We start from the raw sequence: 17842 nt of genomic DNA on the forward strand, positions 1-17842 counted from the left end.
AGCAATCGTTTGGCGCTAAAGCAGTAAACGCTAAAGGGGAGGCTATGTTTTACCAGTGGGCGGGTTTTGCCGCACCAAGATCGGTGAGATGCTGATGCAAGCTGATACCATCCGGAAAGATCAGATCAGGGGCGATCTCAAACAGCGGCCACAGCATAAAGCCCCGGTTTTTCATGTCGTAGTGCGGCACGGTCAGACGGTCGGTGTTAATCACTTCATTGCCAAACAGCATAATGTCGAGATCCAGCGTACGCGGACCCCAGCGTTCGGCCTTGCGCACACGCCCCTGCTGCAGCTCAATGCGCTGGGTATGGTTAAGCAATTCTTCTGGGGCGAGAGCGGTATCCAGCGCCACGGCGGCGTTCAGGTAATCGGGCTGATCCTGTGGGCCTAATGGCGGTGTGCGGTAAAATGAAGAGACGGCCACAATACGGCTGTCGGGAATTTCACCGATCGCCTGTACGGCAGCATTCACCTGTTCCAGCGGGGAGGCGAGGTTGCTGCCAATAGCGATATATACCCGTCGTCTTTCAAGCTGCATCTGTGTTGGCTTTCCTCGCTCATCCCAGTCACGTACTGATGTACGCTCCCGGGAGTTCGCTGTGTCGCCGCCTTGATGCAACCCGAAATCCATTGGGTATTCGCGATTGGTCACGCGGAGCCCTCGCGGCGTGGCGCGCGTTTACGTGGGCGACGATGACGACGACGTTCAGGCTCTTCATCCAGCTCGTTCAGCATGCCTTTTTGCTCCGGCGGCGCTGAAACCTGGAATTCACCCCACCATTGAGCCAGACGCTGCAGCTCGGCGTTGTTTTCCACTTCTGCACGCAGGGCCAGCAGATCGTAGGCGGCGCGGAACTTCGGATGTTCCATCAGCTTCCAGGCGCGTTTGCCCTGACGACGGGACATGCGTAACTGCAACTGCCAGATATCGCGGGTCAGCGAGGTTAATCGTTTCGGGATTGCCAGCGAGCGACAGGCTTCGTCGAGTACGTCATTCATTGCCAGTGCGAAAGCGTCGTAATAGGCCAGGCCGCTTTCTTGCGCGATTTTCTGCGCGGCTTCCAGTAACGGATACCAGAACATGGCGGCGAACAAGAACGCCGGGTTAACGCGCATATCATTGTTAATGCGGTTATCGGTATTCTTCAGCACCTGGGCGATAATGCGTTCCATCGGGCTGTCACCGTCTTCGGTGAAGTAGCGCGTAATGGTTGGGAACAGCGGCTGGAACAGGCTGTACTCACGCAGTTTTTTATAGGTTTCATACCCATAGCCCGCCTGTAACAACTTAAGCGCTTCTTCAAACAGGCGTGCGGGAGGAATGTCGTTCAACAGCGTTGCCAGACGCGGGATCGGCTCTGCGGTTTCCGGGCTGATACGCATGTCGAGCTTGGCGGCAAAGCGCACGGCGCGCAGCATACGTACGGGATCTTCGCGATAGCGCGTTTCCGGATTACCGATCAGGCGAATGATGCCTTCTTCGAGATCCTGCATGCCACCGACGTAATCACGCACGGTGAAATCGGCCACGCTGTAATACAGGCTGTTGATCGTGAAATCGCGACGCTGGGCATCTTCTTCAATGGAGCCAAAGATGTTATCGCGCAGCAGCATACCGTTTTGCCCGCGTTGCGACGTGGTGCGATCGGCGTCGCTGCCTTCATGATGGCCGCGAAAGGTCGCCACTTCGATAATTTCCGGGCCAAACATCACATGCGCAAGGCGGAAACGGCGACCGACCAGACGACAGTTGCGAAACAGTTTTCGCACCTGATCCGGCGTTGCGTTAGTGGTGACATCAAAATCTTTTGGCTTTTTGCCCAGCAAAAGATCGCGCACGCCCCCGCCAACCAGCCATGCCTCGTATCCGGCCTTATTGAGCCTGTACATTACCTTCAGGGCATTTTCACTGATATCTTTGCGGGAGATTGAGTGCTGCTCACGCGGGATTACCGTCATATGTGGACGGGCGACGGCAAGCTCGGCCTCGCGCTCCTCGCGGCTTAGCACCTTGCGGCAAAAATTAGCGACTCGGGTAAAAATAGTGCACCTCGGTAGTGTCAAACTTCAATCAGAACAAGTGTTGCTGTGTAAAAATAGCGGCTAATCATAGCTCAGCGTGGCGCATTTGAGAATGGCGTATTTACGATCGCTGATTCTGGCACCGTTGTCAGACTCCAGTTTTTGACGGCAAACTGAAGGATCTGATCGACCTGCATTTCCTGCCACGCGATATCCGCACGCTGGCCGAGAAAGCGCAGCGCGGCAATAATCACCGGACGTGGATCGCCTTGCGGCAGGGCAGGTGCATGATTTTGTTTGGAAAGTTTAGCGCCTTGTTCGTTAAGCGCCAGCGGCAGATGAATATAGTCTGGCGCCTGCCAGCCAAACTGCTGATACAACGAAATTTGCCGCACCGTCGGTTCTATGAGATCGGCGCCGCGCACAATTTCCGTCACGCCCTGGAAATGGTCATCTACCACTACCGCGAGGTTATAGGCAAACAGCCCGTCGCGGCGGTGAATAATAAAATCTTCGCCAGCAAGTTGCGGGTCAGCCTGAATTACACCGCGTAGCCGGTCAGTAAACTGCAGCACGGGGCGGCGTTGCTTGATGCGGACAGCCGCCTGCTCTGGCCCGAGGCGTAACTCACGGCAGTGGCCGTCGTAAATACCGCCGACGCTTTGAATACGCGCCCGCGTACAGGTGCAGTAATAGCTCAGATCCTGCTGATGCAGCCAGCTAAGCGCCTCTCGGTAGGCTTCATGACGCTGGGATTGCCATAAAATTTCGCCATCCCAGTGCAGGCCGTAATGTTCCAGCTGACGCAGAATCGTCTCTGCAGCACCGGGAACTTCACGAGGGGGGGCAATGTCTTCAATACGTACTCGCCAGATGCCGCGCCGGGCACGGGCCTGCAGGTAGCTCCCGAGGGCGGCAATGAGTGAACCGAAGTGCAGTTCGCCGGAAGGGGAGGGGGCGAAGCGGCCAATATAGTGTGAATCGCTCATTTTGCGGACTAACAAATAATAAGGCGGGAGAAACTCCCGCCTGTAGTAAACGTGGTAAAAATGACCGGAATTAACCTGCCATTTGTTTTTCGCGGATTTCTGCCAGCGTTTTGCAGTCGATACACAGATCGGCTGTCGGACGCGCTTCCAGACGGCGAATACCAATTTCTACGCCGCATGATTCGCAGTAGCCGAAATCTTCGTCTTCTACCTTCTTCAGCGTCTTCTCGATCTTTTTGATCAGTTTGCGCTCACGGTCACGGTTACGCAGCTCAAGGCTGAATTCTTCTTCCTGCGCGGCGCGGTCCACCGGATCAGGGAAGTTAGCCGCTTCGTCTTGCATATGAGATACGGTGCGATCGACTTCATCCCTAAGTTGATTACGCCATGCCTCAAGAATACGCCTGAAGTGCGACAGCTGGGCTTCGTTCATATACTCTTCGCCCGGTTTCTCCTGGTACGGCTCCACCCCAGCGATGGCGAGAATACTCAGGGACGATGTTTTACGGTTTTGCCCTTCTTGCATGTTGCTTCTCCTTAACACGCACTATCGATCCCCATGTTCGGGGGAAAAATCAGGTCGCTATAAATAGCAGATGCTTTTCCGGATAGCAATTATCTAAACGTAACACTTGACAACCCTGTGAGGAAAAGCGTATTTGCACACGCGCCCAGAATATTAATTAACCAGATGTTTACACCATTACAAGGTAATGGGCAACGGCTCTTTAAGAGTCATACCATGGGCAGAAAGTTCCGCTTTATAAACCAGAATTTCGACCCCCTTTTGCCGAGCTTCGACCAATAATTGCGCATATTTCGTATCAATATGGCGCGCGGGTGAAAACCGTGTAATGGCTGAATGTAGCACTGCGAAAAATATCACCGCCCGCTTACCTTCAGCCGCTACGCTCATCAATTCCCGAAGATGTTTCTGACCTCGTTCAGTGATGGCATCGGGAAAATAACCCTGATCTTTTTCCGCCAACGTGACTGATTTCACTTCAATATAGCAGTCAGGTCGGGAATCCGCCTGTAACAAAAAGTCTATACGACTCCCTTCAGCGCCGTATTTTACTTCACTTTTCAATATGCTATAGCCTGAAACTTCTGAAATTAGCGACTGCTGAATCGCCTCTTTCGCTAATCTGTTCGCCCACAGCGTATTAACACAAATAAATGCCCCGGATTGCGTTTGCGTTAATTCCCAGGTATGCGGATATTTTCGTTTGGTATTTTCTGATGTCGAATACCAGACGGTATCACCAGGCGTTGCGCATCCGGTCATCGCGCCGGTATTTGGGCAGTGTAACGTTAACGTTGTGCCATCCGGTGTGATCACATCCGCTAAAAAGCGCTTGTAGCGCTGGATGAGCGTAGCGGGTTGTAAAGGTGGAGAAAATTGCATGAACAGTCCCTTTGATTATTCAGTCAGCATCCAGCGTTGCAACTGCGTGTAACGCGTACGCCCCCGCGTGAATGTGGAGGAATAGAGCGCAAACCCGGTGACCGGGAACGACCAGCCAAAGCCGGGGGGCGGAATGGGAACCGCGTGTCCGGCATCGCGCAGCAGCGTGATATGCGGGTGAAACGGCTGCGGGCTTTGATAGCACCCGCTGCGTGAGGCCTGCGCCCGCAGCATATTCGCCAGTTGTAACAGTCCGCGCGGCGGCTGACGCATCCCCAGCCACACTACTCGCGAACGCAGCCATTGCCCGGCATCATCCAGTTTGAGCGTAAAACCGGGCTGGCGAATGCGTCCGGCTAGCTGCGACAACGCCTGTTGCTTCTCTGCGCTGACATCGCCTAAAAAGGCCAATGTCAGATGCAGATTCTCAGCGGCGACGGGACGGCCTGCTTCAGGAGGGAACTGCGCGGCTCGCCAGTGGATTAACTGCTCCCGAACCTCGGCAGGCAATTCAATCGCAAAGAACAGCCTTTTTGGCTCAGACATGATGGATACTCGGTTATGAATTAACGCGATGCTACAATGCAGCGCGAAGAATGTTAACCCTCTGGAGCCATTTGTGACGTCGTTGCCCGTTGCCGCCGTAGTGCCTGCACTGCTTACCGCCCTTGATGCCTCGCCGCAGGTGCTGCTGACCGCGCCGACCGGTGCCGGGAAATCGACCTGGCTGCCGTTGCGACTGCTTGAGCATGGTGGCATCAAGGGGCGGATAATTTTGCTGGAGCCGCGCCGTCTGGCGGCACGCAATGTGGCGCAGCGGTTGGCGGAGTTGCTGAACGAAAAGCCCGGCGAGACCGTGGGGTATCGCATGCGTGCGCAAAGCTGCGTGGGGCCGCAGACCCGGCTGGAAGTGGTGACGGAAGGCGTCCTGACGCGCATGATCCAACGCGATCCCGAACTCACGGACGTCGGATTAGTGATCCTCGATGAATTTCACGAACGGAGCTTGCAGGCCGACCTGGCGCTGGCGCTGTTGCTGGATGTACAGCAGGGTCTGCGTGACGATCTGAAACTGTTGATCATGTCCGCAACGCTCGATAACGGGCGCTTGCAGCAGTTATTGCCCGATGCGCCCATGATTATCTCTGAAGGCCGCACATTTCCGGTTGAGCGACGGTATCAACCGCTGGCGGCACATCTGCGTTTTGACGAAGCGGTGGCGATAGCCACGGCGGAGCTACTGCGCTATGAAAGCGGGTCGCTGCTGCTGTTTTTACCGGGCGTTGGGGAAATCCAGCGCGTGCAGGAGCAACTGGCAACGCGTGTGGGCAGCGATGTTGTGCTGTGCCCACTGTATGGCGCGCTGACGCTTGCCGAGCAGCGTCAGGCGATTTTGCCCGCGCCGCAAGGCCAGCGCAAAGTGGTGCTGGCCACCAACATTGCTGAAACCAGCTTAACGATTGAAGGTATTCGGCTGGTGGTAGACTGCGCTCAGGAGCGCGTGGCGCGCTATGACGCTCGCACTGGACTGACGCGACTGATTACCCAGCGCATCAGTCAGGCCTCGATGACGCAGCGAGCGGGACGCGCAGGGCGTCTGGAACCCGGAATTTGTCTGCATCTGCTTGCCAAAGAGCAGGCGGAAAGAGCGGCTTCGCAAGGGGAGCCGGAGATATTACAGAGCGATCTGTCCGGACTGCTAATGGAGTTGCTGCAATGGGGATGCACCGATCCCGCGCAACTAAACTGGCTGGATACGCCGCCCGCTATCAACCTGCAGGCGGCAAAACAACTGGTGCAGATGCTGGGTGCGCTTGCGGGTGACAGGCTCAGCGCTCGCGGGCAGAAAATGGCGATGTTGGGGAACGATCCTCGCCTGGCGGCTATGCTGGTCAGCGCCAGCAATGATACCGAAGCGGCAACGGCGGCAAAACTGACAGCGATTCTGGAGGAGCCGCCGCGTGGTGGCTGTACCGATCTGGCTGTGGCGTTTTCACGCAATCACCCCGCCTGGCAGCAGCGCAGCCAACAATTGCTGAAACGGCTCAATGCTCGCAGCGGACAGCCCGACAGTACGCTGCTTTCCCCGTTGCTGGCGCAGGCGTTTGCCGACCGGATCGCGCGTCGACGCGGGCAGGAAGGGCGTTATCAGCTGGCTAATGGTATGGGCGCAATACTGGATGCTGATGACGCTTCCGGACGCCATGAATGGCTGATAGCCCCCCTGTTGCTACAGGGCAGCGCTTCGCCGGATGCGCGTATTTTGCTGGCTCTGCCACTGGAGATTGACGTGCTGATGCAGGCATGTCCTGAACTGCTCAAGCAGTCCGACACTATCGAGTGGGATGAAACCCAGGGCACATTAAAAGCCTTACGCCGCTCGTGCATTGGTCAGCTCACGGTAAAAGTCCAGCCGCTGGCTAAACCCTCGGAAGAGGAGTTGCACCAGGCGATGTTGAATGGCATTCGCGATAAAGGGCTAAGTATGCTCAACTGGACGCCGGAGGCCGAGCAGTTTCGGCTGCGTTTGCACTGTGCGGCGACCTGGTTGCCAGAATATGACTGGCCCGCGGTAGATGAAGATTCTCTGCTGGCGACGCTGGAGACCTGGCTATTGCCGCACATGAGCGGTGTGCACTCTTTACGCGCGTTAAAAGCATTAAATGTGGGTCAGGCATTGCGCGGTTTGCTGGACTGGTCAATGCTGCAACGTCTGGATAGTGAACTGCCGGCGCATTACACTGTGCCGACGGGGAGTCGGATTGCCATTCGCTATCATGAAGATAATCCTCCTGCGCTGGCGGTGCGGATGCAGGAAATGTTTGGCGAAGCGAGGACTCCAACCATCGCTCAGGGCCGCGTTCCGCTGGTGCTGGAGCTGCTGTCTCCGGCCCAACGACCGCTACAGGTGACCAGCGATCTGAGCGCGTTCTGGCAGGGATCGTACCGCGAGGTGCAAAAAGAGATGAAAGGGCGTTATCCGAAACACGTCTGGCCGGACGATCCGGCGAATACCGCGCCAACGCGGCGCACCAAAAAGTATTCGTAATGTAACGGTAGGCCGGATAAGGCGTTATGCCGCATCCGGCGAAAGAGCGGTAATAATTGAGAGATTTCTTCTTCTGTCGCAGGACGGAAGAACAGAGAATCGGGCCTTTGCGCCTGAATGTTGCGGAGAAAAAGCATGGCGGGGAATGACCGCGAGCCAATTGGACGTAAAGGGAAACCATCGCGTCCGGTAAAACAAAAGGTGAGCCGTCGTCAACTCAGAGATGAAGAGTATGACGACGATTATGATGATGATGACTATGAGGATGAAGAACCGATGCCGCGTAAGGGTAAGGGCAAAGGGCGTAAGCCTCGTGGTAAGCGCGGCTGGTTCTGGCTGCTGGTAAAACTGTCGATTGTCTTTTTGGTGCTGATCGCCATTTACGGCGTGTATCTGGACCAAAAAATTCGTAGCCGTATTGATGGCAAAGTCTGGCAACTTCCGGCGGCGGTATATGGCCGCATGGTTAACCTTGAGCCAGAAATGCCCATCGGCAAGAACGAGATGGTGAAGCTGCTGGAGGCCACGCAGTATCGTCAGGTGACGAAGATGACGCGTCCGGGCGAATTCACCGTACAGGCGAAGAGCATTGAGATGATTCGTCGCCCGTTTGACTTCCCGGACAGCAAAGAAGGGCAGGTGCGCGCGCGTCTGACCTTTGACGGCGATCATCTGGACACCATCGAGAATATGGATAACAACCGCCAGTTCGGTTTCTTCCGTCTCGATCCGCGTCTGATTACCATGCTCTCTTCACCTAACGGCGAGCAGCGTCTGTTTGTCCCGCGTAGCGGCTTCCCGGATCTGCTGGTGGACACGCTATTGGCGACAGAAGACCGTCACTTCTATGAGCACGACGGGATCAGTCTCTATTCCATTGGCCGTGCAGTGCTGGCGAACCTGACGGCAGGTCGTACGGTACAGGGGGCCAGTACGCTGACCCAGCAGTTGGTGAAGAACCTGTTCCTCTCCAGCGAGCGCTCCTACTGGCGTAAAGCCAACGAAGCCTATATGGCGCTGATCATGGATGCGCGTTACAGCAAAGACCGCATTCTTGAGCTGTACATGAACGAAGTCTATCTCGGCCAGAGCGGTGACAACGAGATCCGTGGCTTCCCGCTGGCGAGCTTGTATTACTTCGGACGTCCGGTGGAAGAGTTAAGCCTCGATCAACAGGCACTGCTGGTTGGGATGGTGAAAGGGGCGTCGATTTATAACCCGTGGCGTAACCCGAAGCTGGCGCTGGAGCGTCGTAACCTGGTGCTGCGTCTGCTGCAACAGCAGCAGATTATCGACCAGGATCTGTATGACATGCTGAGCGCGCGTCCGTTAGGCGTGCAACCGCGCGGCGGGGTGATCTCCCCACAGCCAGCGTTTATGCAGATGGTGCGCCAGGAGCTACAGGCGAAGCTGGGCGATAAAGTTAAAGATCTCTCCGGCGTGAAAATTTTCACCACCTTTGATTCCGTGGCGCAGGACGCTGCAGAAAAAGCGGCGGTGGAAGGCATTCCGGTGCTGAAGAAACAGCGTAAGCTGAGCGATCTGGAAACGGCGATTGTGGTGGTTGATCGCTTTAGCGGCGAAGTTCGCGCCATGGTCGGTGGGGCAGAGCCGCAGTTTGCGGGCTATAACCGTGCGATGCAGGCGCGTCGTTCGATTGGTTCTCTGGCGAAACCGGCGACCTATCTGACGGCGCTCAGCCAGCCGAAGCTGTACCGCCTGAATACCTGGATTGCCGATGCGCCAATTGCGCTGCGTCAGCCGAACGGCCAGGTGTGGTCGCCGCAGAACGATGACCGTCGCTATAGCGAAAGCGGTAAAGTGATGCTGGTGGACGCGTTAACGCGCTCAATGAACGTACCCACGGTGAATCTGGGGATGGCGCTGGGCTTGCCTGCCGTGACCGATACCTGGCTGAAGTTGGGCGCGCCGAAAGATCAGCTTAACCCGGTTCCGGCTATGCTGCTGGGGGCGCTGAACCTGACGCCAATCGAAGTGGCGCAGGCGTTCCAGACTATTGCCAGCGGTGGGAACCGCGCGCCGCTGTCGGCGCTGCGTTCGGTGATTGCCGAAGATGGCACGGTGTTGTACCAGAGCTTCCCGCAGGCTGAGCGTGCCGTTCCGGCGCAGGCGGCGTATATGACGCTGTGGACCATGCAGCAGGTGGTTCAGCGTGGTACAGGCCGCCAGCTTGGCGCGAAGTATCCTGGGCTGCATCTGGCGGGTAAAACCGGGACCACCAACAACAACGTCGATACCTGGTTCGCCGGGATTGACGGCAACCAGGTGACCATCACCTGGGTGGGCCGTGATAACAACCAGCCAACCAAGCTGTACGGTGCCAGCGGCGCGATGTCGATTTATCAGCGTTATCTGGCTAACCAGACTCCAACCCCGCTGGTGCTGACGCCACCGGAGGATGTGGTGGATATGGGCGTGGACTATGACGGCAACTTCGTGTGTAGTGGTGGGATGCGCACGCTGCCAGTATGGACCACCGATCCAGACTCACTGTGTCAGCAGGGGGAAATGCTGCAGCAGTCGGGTAATCCGTTCGATCAATCTTCTCAACAGCCGCAGCAACAGCAGCCTCAACAGCAGCAACCGGCGCAGCAAGAGAAGAAAGACAGCGACGGTGTAGCGGGTTGGATTAAGGATATGTTCGGCGGAAACTAATCCCTCAACAAAACCCGCTTCGGCGGGTTTTTCTTTATTTGCGCAGGATAATCACGCTGCTATTCGACCATTCGCTATTGTTTTGCCTGATGGCGCTACGCTTATCAGGCCTACTGGGCAAGAGCGTAACGCCACCTTTCAGCCTAATTTATTAACCCTTTCTTTTCATCTGGTTATTTCTTAACCCCTTAGTTTTAGTAGGGACGCGTATTGCTTGCGCTTGCAACAGCGTTTCGAATATTATGCTCTCGTTATAATAATAATTCTCGTTTACGTTATCATTCACTTTCATCAGAGAAATACCAATGGCGCGTCTTAAAACTGCTCAGCCAAATTCCTCGCTGCGTAAAATCGCAGTAGTGGTAGCCACAGCGGTTAGCGGCATGTCTGTCTATGCACAGGCGGCGGTTCAACCGAAAGAAGAAACCATCACCGTAACCGCAGCGCCTGCCGCACAAGAAAGCGCATGGGGACCTTCGCCGACGATTGCCGCGAAGCGTTCCGCCACCGCCACCAAAACTGATACGCCTATCGAAAAGACGCCGCAGTCTGTTTCGGTAGTGACGCGTGAAGAGATGGATATGCATCAGCCAGGGTCGGTAAAAGAGGCTTTAGCCTATACCCCTGGTGCTGCCGTTTCTACGCGTGGCGCTTCCAGCACTTATGATTTCGTTATTATTCGTGGCTTCTATACGCCTGGCCCAACACCAAACAATTACCTTGATGGCGTCAAGCTACAGGGGGATTACTACAGTTCTGCCGTTGTTGATCCTTACATGCTTGAACGCGTCGAGCTTATGCGCGGGCCAACGTCTGTGCTTTACGGGAAAAGTAATCCGGGTGGCTTGATCTCCATGGTTAGCAAAAGCCCGACATCAGAGCCGTTAAAAGAAATTCAATTCAAAATGGGTTCGGATAATCTGTTCCAAACCGGTTTTGATTTCAGCGATTCCCTGGATGACGACGGCGTGTACTCATACCGCCTGACAGGGTTGGCTCGTTCTAATGACGAACAACAGGATTTCGCGAAGCAGAAGCGTTATGCCATTGCTCCGGTGTTTAGCTGGAAGCCTGATGACCGAACCAACCTGACTCTGCGAGCAAACATTCAGAATGAACCGTCAACGGGCTATTACGGTTGGTTGCCAAAACAAGGTACGGTCGATCCGTTACCTGATGGTTCCCGTTTGCCAGTTAGCTTTACGGATTATGCGCCGAACAATACCTATTCGCGTTATGAGCGAATGGTTGGCTACAGCTTTGAACACAGTTTTGATGACACTTTCACTGTGCGCCAAAATTTACGTTATAGCCAAATCAAAACCTCTCAACAGAGTGTGTATGGCTTCGGCGCAGTGGGTAATCAATTGACTCGTCAGATTATCGTCGCCGATGAACGCTATAATGATTTTGGCGTAGATACTCAATTGGAAAGCAAGTTCGCGACGGGAGATGTTGGACACACTCTGCTTACCGGCGTCGACTATTCGCGTCTGCGAAACGATATTGATAACGCCTACGGAAGTGCACCGCCTTTAGATATGAATAATCCGGTGTATGAAGATGTTGATTTCCCTGACGCGAAACCGTTCCAGCTTAACACGCAGCACCAAACTGGCGTGTATGTACAGGACCAACTGGAATGGAATAAATGGGTTGCAACACTGGGAGGCCGCTATGACTGGTCTCAGCAGGCAACCACTATTCGTTCCAGTAATCAGAAAGTTGAGCGTAACGATGAGCAGTTCACCTGGCGCGGCGGGATTAACTATCTCTTCGACAATGGTATTACGCCATACTTTAGCTACAGCGAATCATTCGAGCCGAACCCTTCAAAAGCATGGGCGGCAACACCTGCTGATAACGTTGCGTATGCGCCGTCAAAAGGTAAGCAATATGAAGCTGGCGTGAAATATGTTCCAAAAGATCTGCCCGTTGTTGTTACTGCCGCGGTATATGAGCTAACGAAAACGAATAACCTGACCACCGACCCGCTTAATCCGTTTGCGCAGGTTCCGGCGGGTGAAATACGTTCTCGTGGCGTTGAATTAGAAGCAAAAGCCGCAGTGAATGCGAACATTAACCTGACTGCGTCTTATACATATACCGATGCGGAATATACAGAAGACACGACGCTTAAAGGTAAAACACCTGTTCAGGTACCAAAAAACATGGCCTCTCTGTGGGGGGATTACACCTTCTACGAAGGCCCGTTATCTGGGTTAACGCTGGGAACCGGTGGCCGTTATGTCGGTTCTAGCTATGGCGATCCGAAGAATACCTTCAAAGTGGGTAGCTCAACCGTGATGGATGCCGTCGTTAAATACGATCTCGCGCGCCTGGGTATGGCAGGATCTAGTGTTGCCGTTAACGTTACAAACCTGTTTGACCGTGAATATGTTGCCAGCTGCTTTGATACCTATGGCTGCTTCTGGGGCGCAGAACGTCAGGTCGTTGCAACCGCAACCTTCCGTTTCTAATTTCTCTTTGGGCACGCTTTGCGTGCCCGTTTTACAAGTTGGCTGCTATGCAGGAAAACAGATCCCATCCCGATACCACTTTTGCGTTGCGTAATGTCTCCTTTCGTGTGCCTGGGCGCACGCTTTTGCATCCTCTCTCGTTAACGTTTCCCGTAGGAAAAGTGACCGGTCTTATCGGCCACAACGGTTCCGGAAAATCGACGTTATTGAAAATGCTGGGACGTCATCAGCCGCCGTCAGAAGGCGAGATCCTGCTCGACGAACAGCCGCTAGAGAACTGGAGCAGTAAAGCGTTTGCCCGCAAGGTCGCCTATTTGCCGCAGCAGTTGCCGCAGGCAGAAGGGATGACCGTTCGCGAACTGGTAGCGATTGGTCGCTATCCGTGGCACGGCGCGCTGGGACGTTTTGGCGTGGCCGACAGAGAGAAAGTAGAAGAAGCCATTTCGTTGGTGGGCTTAAAACCCCTGGCGCATCGTCTGGTCGATAGCCTGTCCGGCGGCGAGCGTCAGCGTGCGTGGATCGCCATGCTGGTGGCGCAGGACAGCCGCTGCCTGCTGCTTGACGAACCGACCTCTGCGCTGGATATCGCTCATCAGGTTGACGTACTGGCGCTGGTGCATCGCTTAAGTCAGGAGCGCGGCTTGACGGTGGTTGCCGTACTGCACGATATCAATATGGCGGCCCGCTACTGCGATTATTTAGTTGCGCTGCGCGGCGGTGAAATGATTGCTCAGGGAACGCCTGCGGAACTGATGCGCAGCGAAACGCTGGAACAAATTTACGGTATCCCGATGGGCATTTTGCCGCATCCGGCCGGTGCCGCACCCGTGAGTTTTGTCTATTAATGATCGGATTACCACATATTATCCGTCGGCGGCTGCTGACGGCGATGGCGCTGTCGCCGCTGCTGTGGCGGATGAATACGGCTAACGCGGCGGCGATTGATCCGCAACGTATTGTGGCGCTGGAATGGCTGCCGGTAGAGCTGTTGCTGGCGCTGGGCATCGTGCCGTATGGCATTGCGGATATCCCTAACTACAAACTGTGGGTCAATGAACCTCCATTGCCGGACTCGGTGATTGACGTCGGGCTACGTACGGAACCCAATCTCGAACTACTGACCGAAATGAAACCCTCGTTTTTGGTATGGTCGGCTGGTTATGGCCCCGCCCCCGAAAAACTGGCGCGAATTGCGCCTGGTCGGGGATTTAACTTCAGCGATGGCAAAAAGCCGCTGGCGGTTGCGCGTCAGTCGCTGCAGGAAATGGCGCAATTGCTGAATTTGCCAGCTTCTGCTGAACGTCATCTGACTGAATACGATCGTTTTATCGCCAGCCTGAAACCGCGCTTTATCCAACGTGGCGCGCGCCCCGTGCTCCTGACGTCCCTGCTTGATTCGCGGCATATGCTGGTGTTTGGCCCGAACAGCCTGTTCCAGGAGGTGCTGGACGAATATGGGATCCCCAACGCCTGGCAGGGAGAAACCAACTTCTGGGGCAGCACAGCCGTGAGTATTGACCGGCTTGCAGCCTATAAGGACGTTGATGTGCTGTGCTTTGATCACGGCAACAACAGAGAAATGGATGCGCTGATGTCTACGCCGTTATGGCAGGCGATGCCATTTGTCCGTAGCGGACGTTTTCAGCGCGTGCCTGCCGTCTGGTTTTATGGTGCAACGCTGTCCGCGATGCATTTTGCCCGCATCCTGGATAATGCACTGGGAGGCAAAGCGTGAGTAAACGAATTGCGCTGTTCCCAACGCTTCTTCTGGCGGTTCTGTTCGTCGCTGCATGCTGGCTCACCTGGGTTAACTTCTCTGTGGCGCTACCGCGCAGCCAGTGGCAACAGGCCATCTGGTCACCGGATATCGATGCCATTGAGCAGATGGTTTTCCACTACAGCCTGCTGCCGAGGCTGGCGATTTCGCTATTAGTTGGCGCCGGGCTGGGGTTGGTCGGCGTGTTGTTCCAGCAGGTGCTGCGTAACCCGCTGGCGGAGCCAACCACGCTGGGGGTCGCAACCGGGGCGCAGTTAGGTATTACGGTCACGACGCTGTGGGTGATTCCGGGGGCGCTGACCGCGCAATTTGCGGCGCTGGCAGGGGCCTGTATCGTTGGCGCGCTGGTGTTTGGCGTTGCCTGGGGCAAACGTCTTTCCCCCGTGACGCTAATCCTTGCCGGTCTGGTGGTCAGCCTGTACTGCGGGGCGATTAACCAGTTACTGGTACTTTTCCATCACGATCAGCTGCAAAGCATGTTTTTGTGGAGCAGTGGCTCGCTGACGCAAACCGACTGGAGCGGCGTTCAGCGTTTGTGGCCGCAACTGCTGGGCGGCGTGATGTTGACGCTGCTGTTATTACGCCCAATGACGCTGATGGGACTGGATGACGGCGTGGCGCGCAACCTTGGGCTGGCGCTATCGCTGGCGCGTCTGGCGGCACTGACGCTGGCGATTGTCATCAGCGCCTTGCTGGTTAACGCTGTCGGAATTATCGGTTTTATCGGCCTGTTTGCCCCGCTGCTGGCAAAAATGCTCGGCGCCCGGCGCTTACTGGCGCGTCTGATGTTGGCCCCGCTGATCGGCGCGCTGATCCTCTGGCTCTCCGATCAAATCATTCTGTGGCTAACCCGCATCTGGATGGAAGTCTCCACCGGTTCGGTGACGGCGCTGGTTGGCGCGCCGCTGCTGCTGTGGCTGCTGCCGCGCCTTAAGAGCATGAGCGCACCGGATATGAATGCCAGCAACCGCATCGCCGCTGAGCGTCAAAATGTCCTGATGTTTGCGCTGGCGGGCGGCGCAATTTTACTGCTGACGGTCGTGGTGGCACTGTCGTTCGGACGTGATGCGCACGGCTGGACATGGGCCAGCGGATCGATGCTGGATGAACTGATGCCCTGGCGCTGGCCGCGTATTCTGGCGGCGCTGATTGCCGGGGTGATGCTGGCGGTGGCGGGTTGCATTATTCAGCGTCTGACCGGAAATCCAATGGCCAGCCCGGAAGTCCTCGGTATTAGTTCCGGCGCGGCATTTGGCGTGGTGTTAATGCTGTTTCTGGTGCCCGGCAATGCCTTTGGCTGGCTGCTCCCCGCCGGGAGCCTCGGAGCGGCGGTCACTCTGCTTATCATCATGGTTGCCGCCGGGCGTGGCGGTTTTTCGCCGCACCGCATGCTGCTGGCAGGGATGGCGCTCAGTACGGCGTTTACAATGCTACTAATGATGCTGCAGGCCAGCGGCGATCCGCGCATGGCGGGCGTGTTGACCTGGATCTCCGGTTCAACCTATAACGCGACTGGCGAGCAGGTATTGCATACCGGGATAGTGATGGTTTTCTTGCTGGCGTTGACGCCGCTGTGTCGTCGTTGGTTGACGATTTTACCGCTGGGAGGCGATACGGCGCGGGCGGTCGGTCTGGCGTTGACGCCGTCACGCGTGGGGTTACTGCTGTTGGCGGCGGGATTAACGGCGACAGCAACCATGACGATTGGGCCGTTGAGCTTTGTCGGGCTGATGGCGCCGCATATTGCTCGCATGATGGGTTTTCGCCGGGCGATGCCCCATATGCTGATTTCGGCGCTGGCGGGAGGCGTGCTGTTGGTCTTTGCCGATTGGTGCGGCAGAATGGTGCTGTTTCCGTATCAGATCCCGGCGGGATTACTGTCGACGTTTATCGGCGCGCCGTACTTTATCTATCTGCTGAGAAAGCAGAGCCGCTGAGGCTGATTCTTTTCATGTAGGCCGGATAAGACGCTTTGCGTCGCCATCCGGCAATAAAAAAGCCGGGTGGCGGCTTCGCCTTACCCGGCCTACTTTGTTTCTGTACGTTCTCTTTTACAGTTTCGCAAACACCCGACGCGCGGCATCGATGGTGTTATTGATATCTTCTTCGCTGTGCGCCACAGACATAAAGCCCGCTTCGAAGGCAGACGGTGCCAGGTAAATCCCTTCATCCAGCATCATGTGGAAGAACTGCTTAAAGCGTTCAACGTCGCATGCCATCACATCCTGATAGCAGGTCACGGTTTCTGCATCGGTGAAGAAAATCCCGAACATCCCGCCCACATGGTTAACCACCAGAGGAATGTTCGCTTCTTCGGCGGCTTCCAGCAGACCTTCCGCCAGATGCGTTGTCAGTTCATTCAGCGTTTCATGAATACCCGGTTGGGCCACTTCGTTCAGACAAGCAAAACCCGCCGCCATTGCAATCGGGTTACCGGACAGCGTACCCGCCTGGTAAACCGGACCGGTCGGCGCAAGGGCATCCATCACATCACGACGGCCACCGAATGCGCCAACGGGCATCCCGCCGCCGATGATTTTACCCAGGCAGGTCAGGTCCGGAACGACGCCGTAATAATCCTGCGCACCGGCCAGCGCCACGCGGAAACCGGTCATCACTTCATCGATGATCAACAGCGCGCCAAACTCATCGCACAGCGCACGCAGGCCTGGCAGGAATTCCGGCAACGGTGGAATGCAGTTCATGTTGCCGGCGACCGGCTCAACGATGATACAGGCGATCTCCTGCGGATATTGCTCAAACGCCGCACGCACTGAAGCGAGATCGTTGTAGGTGCAGGTCAGGGTGTGTTTCGCGAAATCAGCGGGTACGCCAGGGGAGTTCGGCTGGCCCAGCGTTAACGCGCCGGAACCGGCTTTGACCAGCAGGCAGTCAGCATGGCCGTGGTAGCAGCCTTCAAATTTGATGATCTTATCGCGACCGGTGAAACCGCGCGCCAGACGGATGGCGCTCATCGTCGCTTCCGTACCGGAGTTCACCATGCGCACCATGTCCATGGTCGGTACGAGTTCAGTGACCAGCTCCGCCATTTTCACTTCCATCTCGGTTGGCGCGCCGAAGCTTAAACCGCGCTCTGCCGCTTCAATCACTGCGTTACGGATTGCCGGATGGTTATGGCCCAGCACCATCGGTCCCCAGGAACCGACGTAGTCGACATAGGCTTTACCATCGACATCATACAGATACGCGCCGTCCGCTTTTTCGATAAACAGCGGAGTACCACCCACGCCAGTAAAGGCGCGAACGGGGGAGTTAACGCCGCCAGGGATAAGTTCGCGTGCTGCGCTGTAGAGATTTTCAGACTTACTCATGGATGGGGTCCTGGTTCGTAGAAAAAGTAAATGCCCGCTATTCTAGTTATTCAGAGAAGGTTATGAAAGTTTTACGCAATTGAAACAATGCGATTTGCAGGGGATT

The 17842-nt window shown here is 55.9% G+C and carries 13 protein-coding genes; 6 read left to right on the forward strand and 7 right to left on the reverse strand.

The window, feature by feature from the left end; genetic code table 11:
* Positions 1–49: 49 nt before the first annotated feature.
* The 6 genes from folK to thpR form a co-directional block, all read right to left on the reverse strand.
* Positions 50–541: a 2-amino-4-hydroxy-6-hydroxymethyldihydropteridine diphosphokinase gene (gene folK, locus OGV69_RS10910; protein WP_069324035.1), complete on the reverse strand. Its 492-nt coding sequence runs from the start codon at positions 539–541 to the stop codon at positions 50–52.
* Positions 542–651: 110 nt separating this feature from the next.
* Positions 652–2046 carry a polynucleotide adenylyltransferase PcnB gene (gene pcnB, locus OGV69_RS10915; protein WP_204354934.1) on the reverse strand — a complete coding sequence of 465 codons (1395 nt, stop codon included), beginning with the start codon at positions 2044–2046 and terminating at the stop codon, positions 652–654.
* 71 nt (positions 2047–2117) lie between these two features.
* Positions 2118–3014: a tRNA glutamyl-Q(34) synthetase GluQRS gene (gluQRS, locus tag OGV69_RS10920; RefSeq protein ID WP_286469237.1), complete on the reverse strand. Its 897-nt coding sequence runs from the start codon at positions 3012–3014 to the stop codon at positions 2118–2120.
* A 70-nt stretch (positions 3015–3084) separates the two neighbouring features.
* The gene (dksA, locus tag OGV69_RS10925; RefSeq protein WP_003018625.1) at positions 3085–3540 is read right to left on the reverse strand and encodes an RNA polymerase-binding protein DksA; all 456 of its coding nucleotides are present in this window, start codon (positions 3538–3540) and stop codon (positions 3085–3087) included.
* A gap of 177 nt (positions 3541–3717) precedes the next feature.
* Positions 3718–4422: a DNA/RNA nuclease SfsA gene (gene sfsA, locus OGV69_RS10930; RefSeq protein WP_038637342.1), complete on the reverse strand. Its 705-nt coding sequence runs from the start codon at positions 4420–4422 to the stop codon at positions 3718–3720.
* A gap of 15 nt (positions 4423–4437) precedes the next feature.
* Positions 4438–4968: an RNA 2',3'-cyclic phosphodiesterase gene (gene thpR, locus OGV69_RS10935; RefSeq protein ID WP_038637344.1), complete on the reverse strand. Its 531-nt coding sequence runs from the start codon at positions 4966–4968 to the stop codon at positions 4438–4440.
* Positions 4969–5041: 73 nt separating this feature from the next.
* Here thpR and hrpB point away from each other — a divergent pair, with 73 nt between their 5' ends.
* The 6 genes from hrpB (at position 5042) to fhuB (ending at position 16341) form a co-directional block, all read left to right on the forward strand.
* Entirely contained in the window at positions 5042–7471 is a 2430-nt protein-coding gene (hrpB, locus tag OGV69_RS10940; RefSeq protein WP_069324032.1) for an ATP-dependent helicase HrpB, read from the forward strand.
* Positions 7472–7606: 135 nt separating this feature from the next.
* Positions 7607–10147, forward strand: coding sequence for a bifunctional glycosyl transferase/transpeptidase (gene mrcB / locus OGV69_RS10945; RefSeq protein ID WP_227408990.1), 2541 nt, complete (start codon positions 7607–7609; stop codon positions 10145–10147).
* 305 nt (positions 10148–10452) lie between these two features.
* Positions 10453–12627, forward strand: coding sequence for a ferrichrome porin FhuA (gene fhuA, locus OGV69_RS10950; protein WP_069324030.1), 2175 nt, complete (start codon positions 10453–10455; stop codon positions 12625–12627).
* A 47-nt stretch (positions 12628–12674) separates the two neighbouring features.
* Entirely contained in the window at positions 12675–13472 is a 798-nt protein-coding gene (gene fhuC, locus OGV69_RS10955) for a Fe3+-hydroxamate ABC transporter ATP-binding protein FhuC (RefSeq protein WP_038637358.1), read from the forward strand.
* The gene (gene fhuD, locus OGV69_RS10960; RefSeq protein ID WP_069324029.1) at positions 13472–14362 is read left to right on the forward strand and encodes a Fe(3+)-hydroxamate ABC transporter substrate-binding protein FhuD; all 891 of its coding nucleotides are present in this window, start codon (positions 13472–13474) and stop codon (positions 14360–14362) included. The genes fhuC and fhuD overlap by 1 nt, the downstream gene beginning before the upstream one ends.
* The gene (fhuB, locus tag OGV69_RS10965) at positions 14359–16341 is read left to right on the forward strand and encodes a Fe(3+)-hydroxamate ABC transporter permease FhuB (RefSeq protein ID WP_069324028.1); all 1983 of its coding nucleotides are present in this window, start codon (positions 14359–14361) and stop codon (positions 16339–16341) included. Before fhuD ends, fhuB begins: the two co-directional genes overlap by 4 nt.
* 114 nt (positions 16342–16455) lie before the next feature.
* Here fhuB and hemL read toward each other — a convergent pair whose 3' ends face one another.
* Positions 16456–17736 carry a glutamate-1-semialdehyde 2,1-aminomutase gene (gene hemL, locus OGV69_RS10970; protein WP_069324027.1) on the reverse strand — a complete coding sequence of 427 codons (1281 nt, stop codon included), beginning with the start codon at positions 17734–17736 and terminating at the stop codon, positions 16456–16458.
* Between the last annotated feature and the right edge of the window lie 106 nt (positions 17737–17842).

Source organism: Citrobacter sp. Cc139 (genome assembly GCF_030334645.1).
Lineage (GTDB): Bacteria > Pseudomonadota > Gammaproteobacteria > Enterobacterales > Enterobacteriaceae > Citrobacter > Citrobacter werkmanii.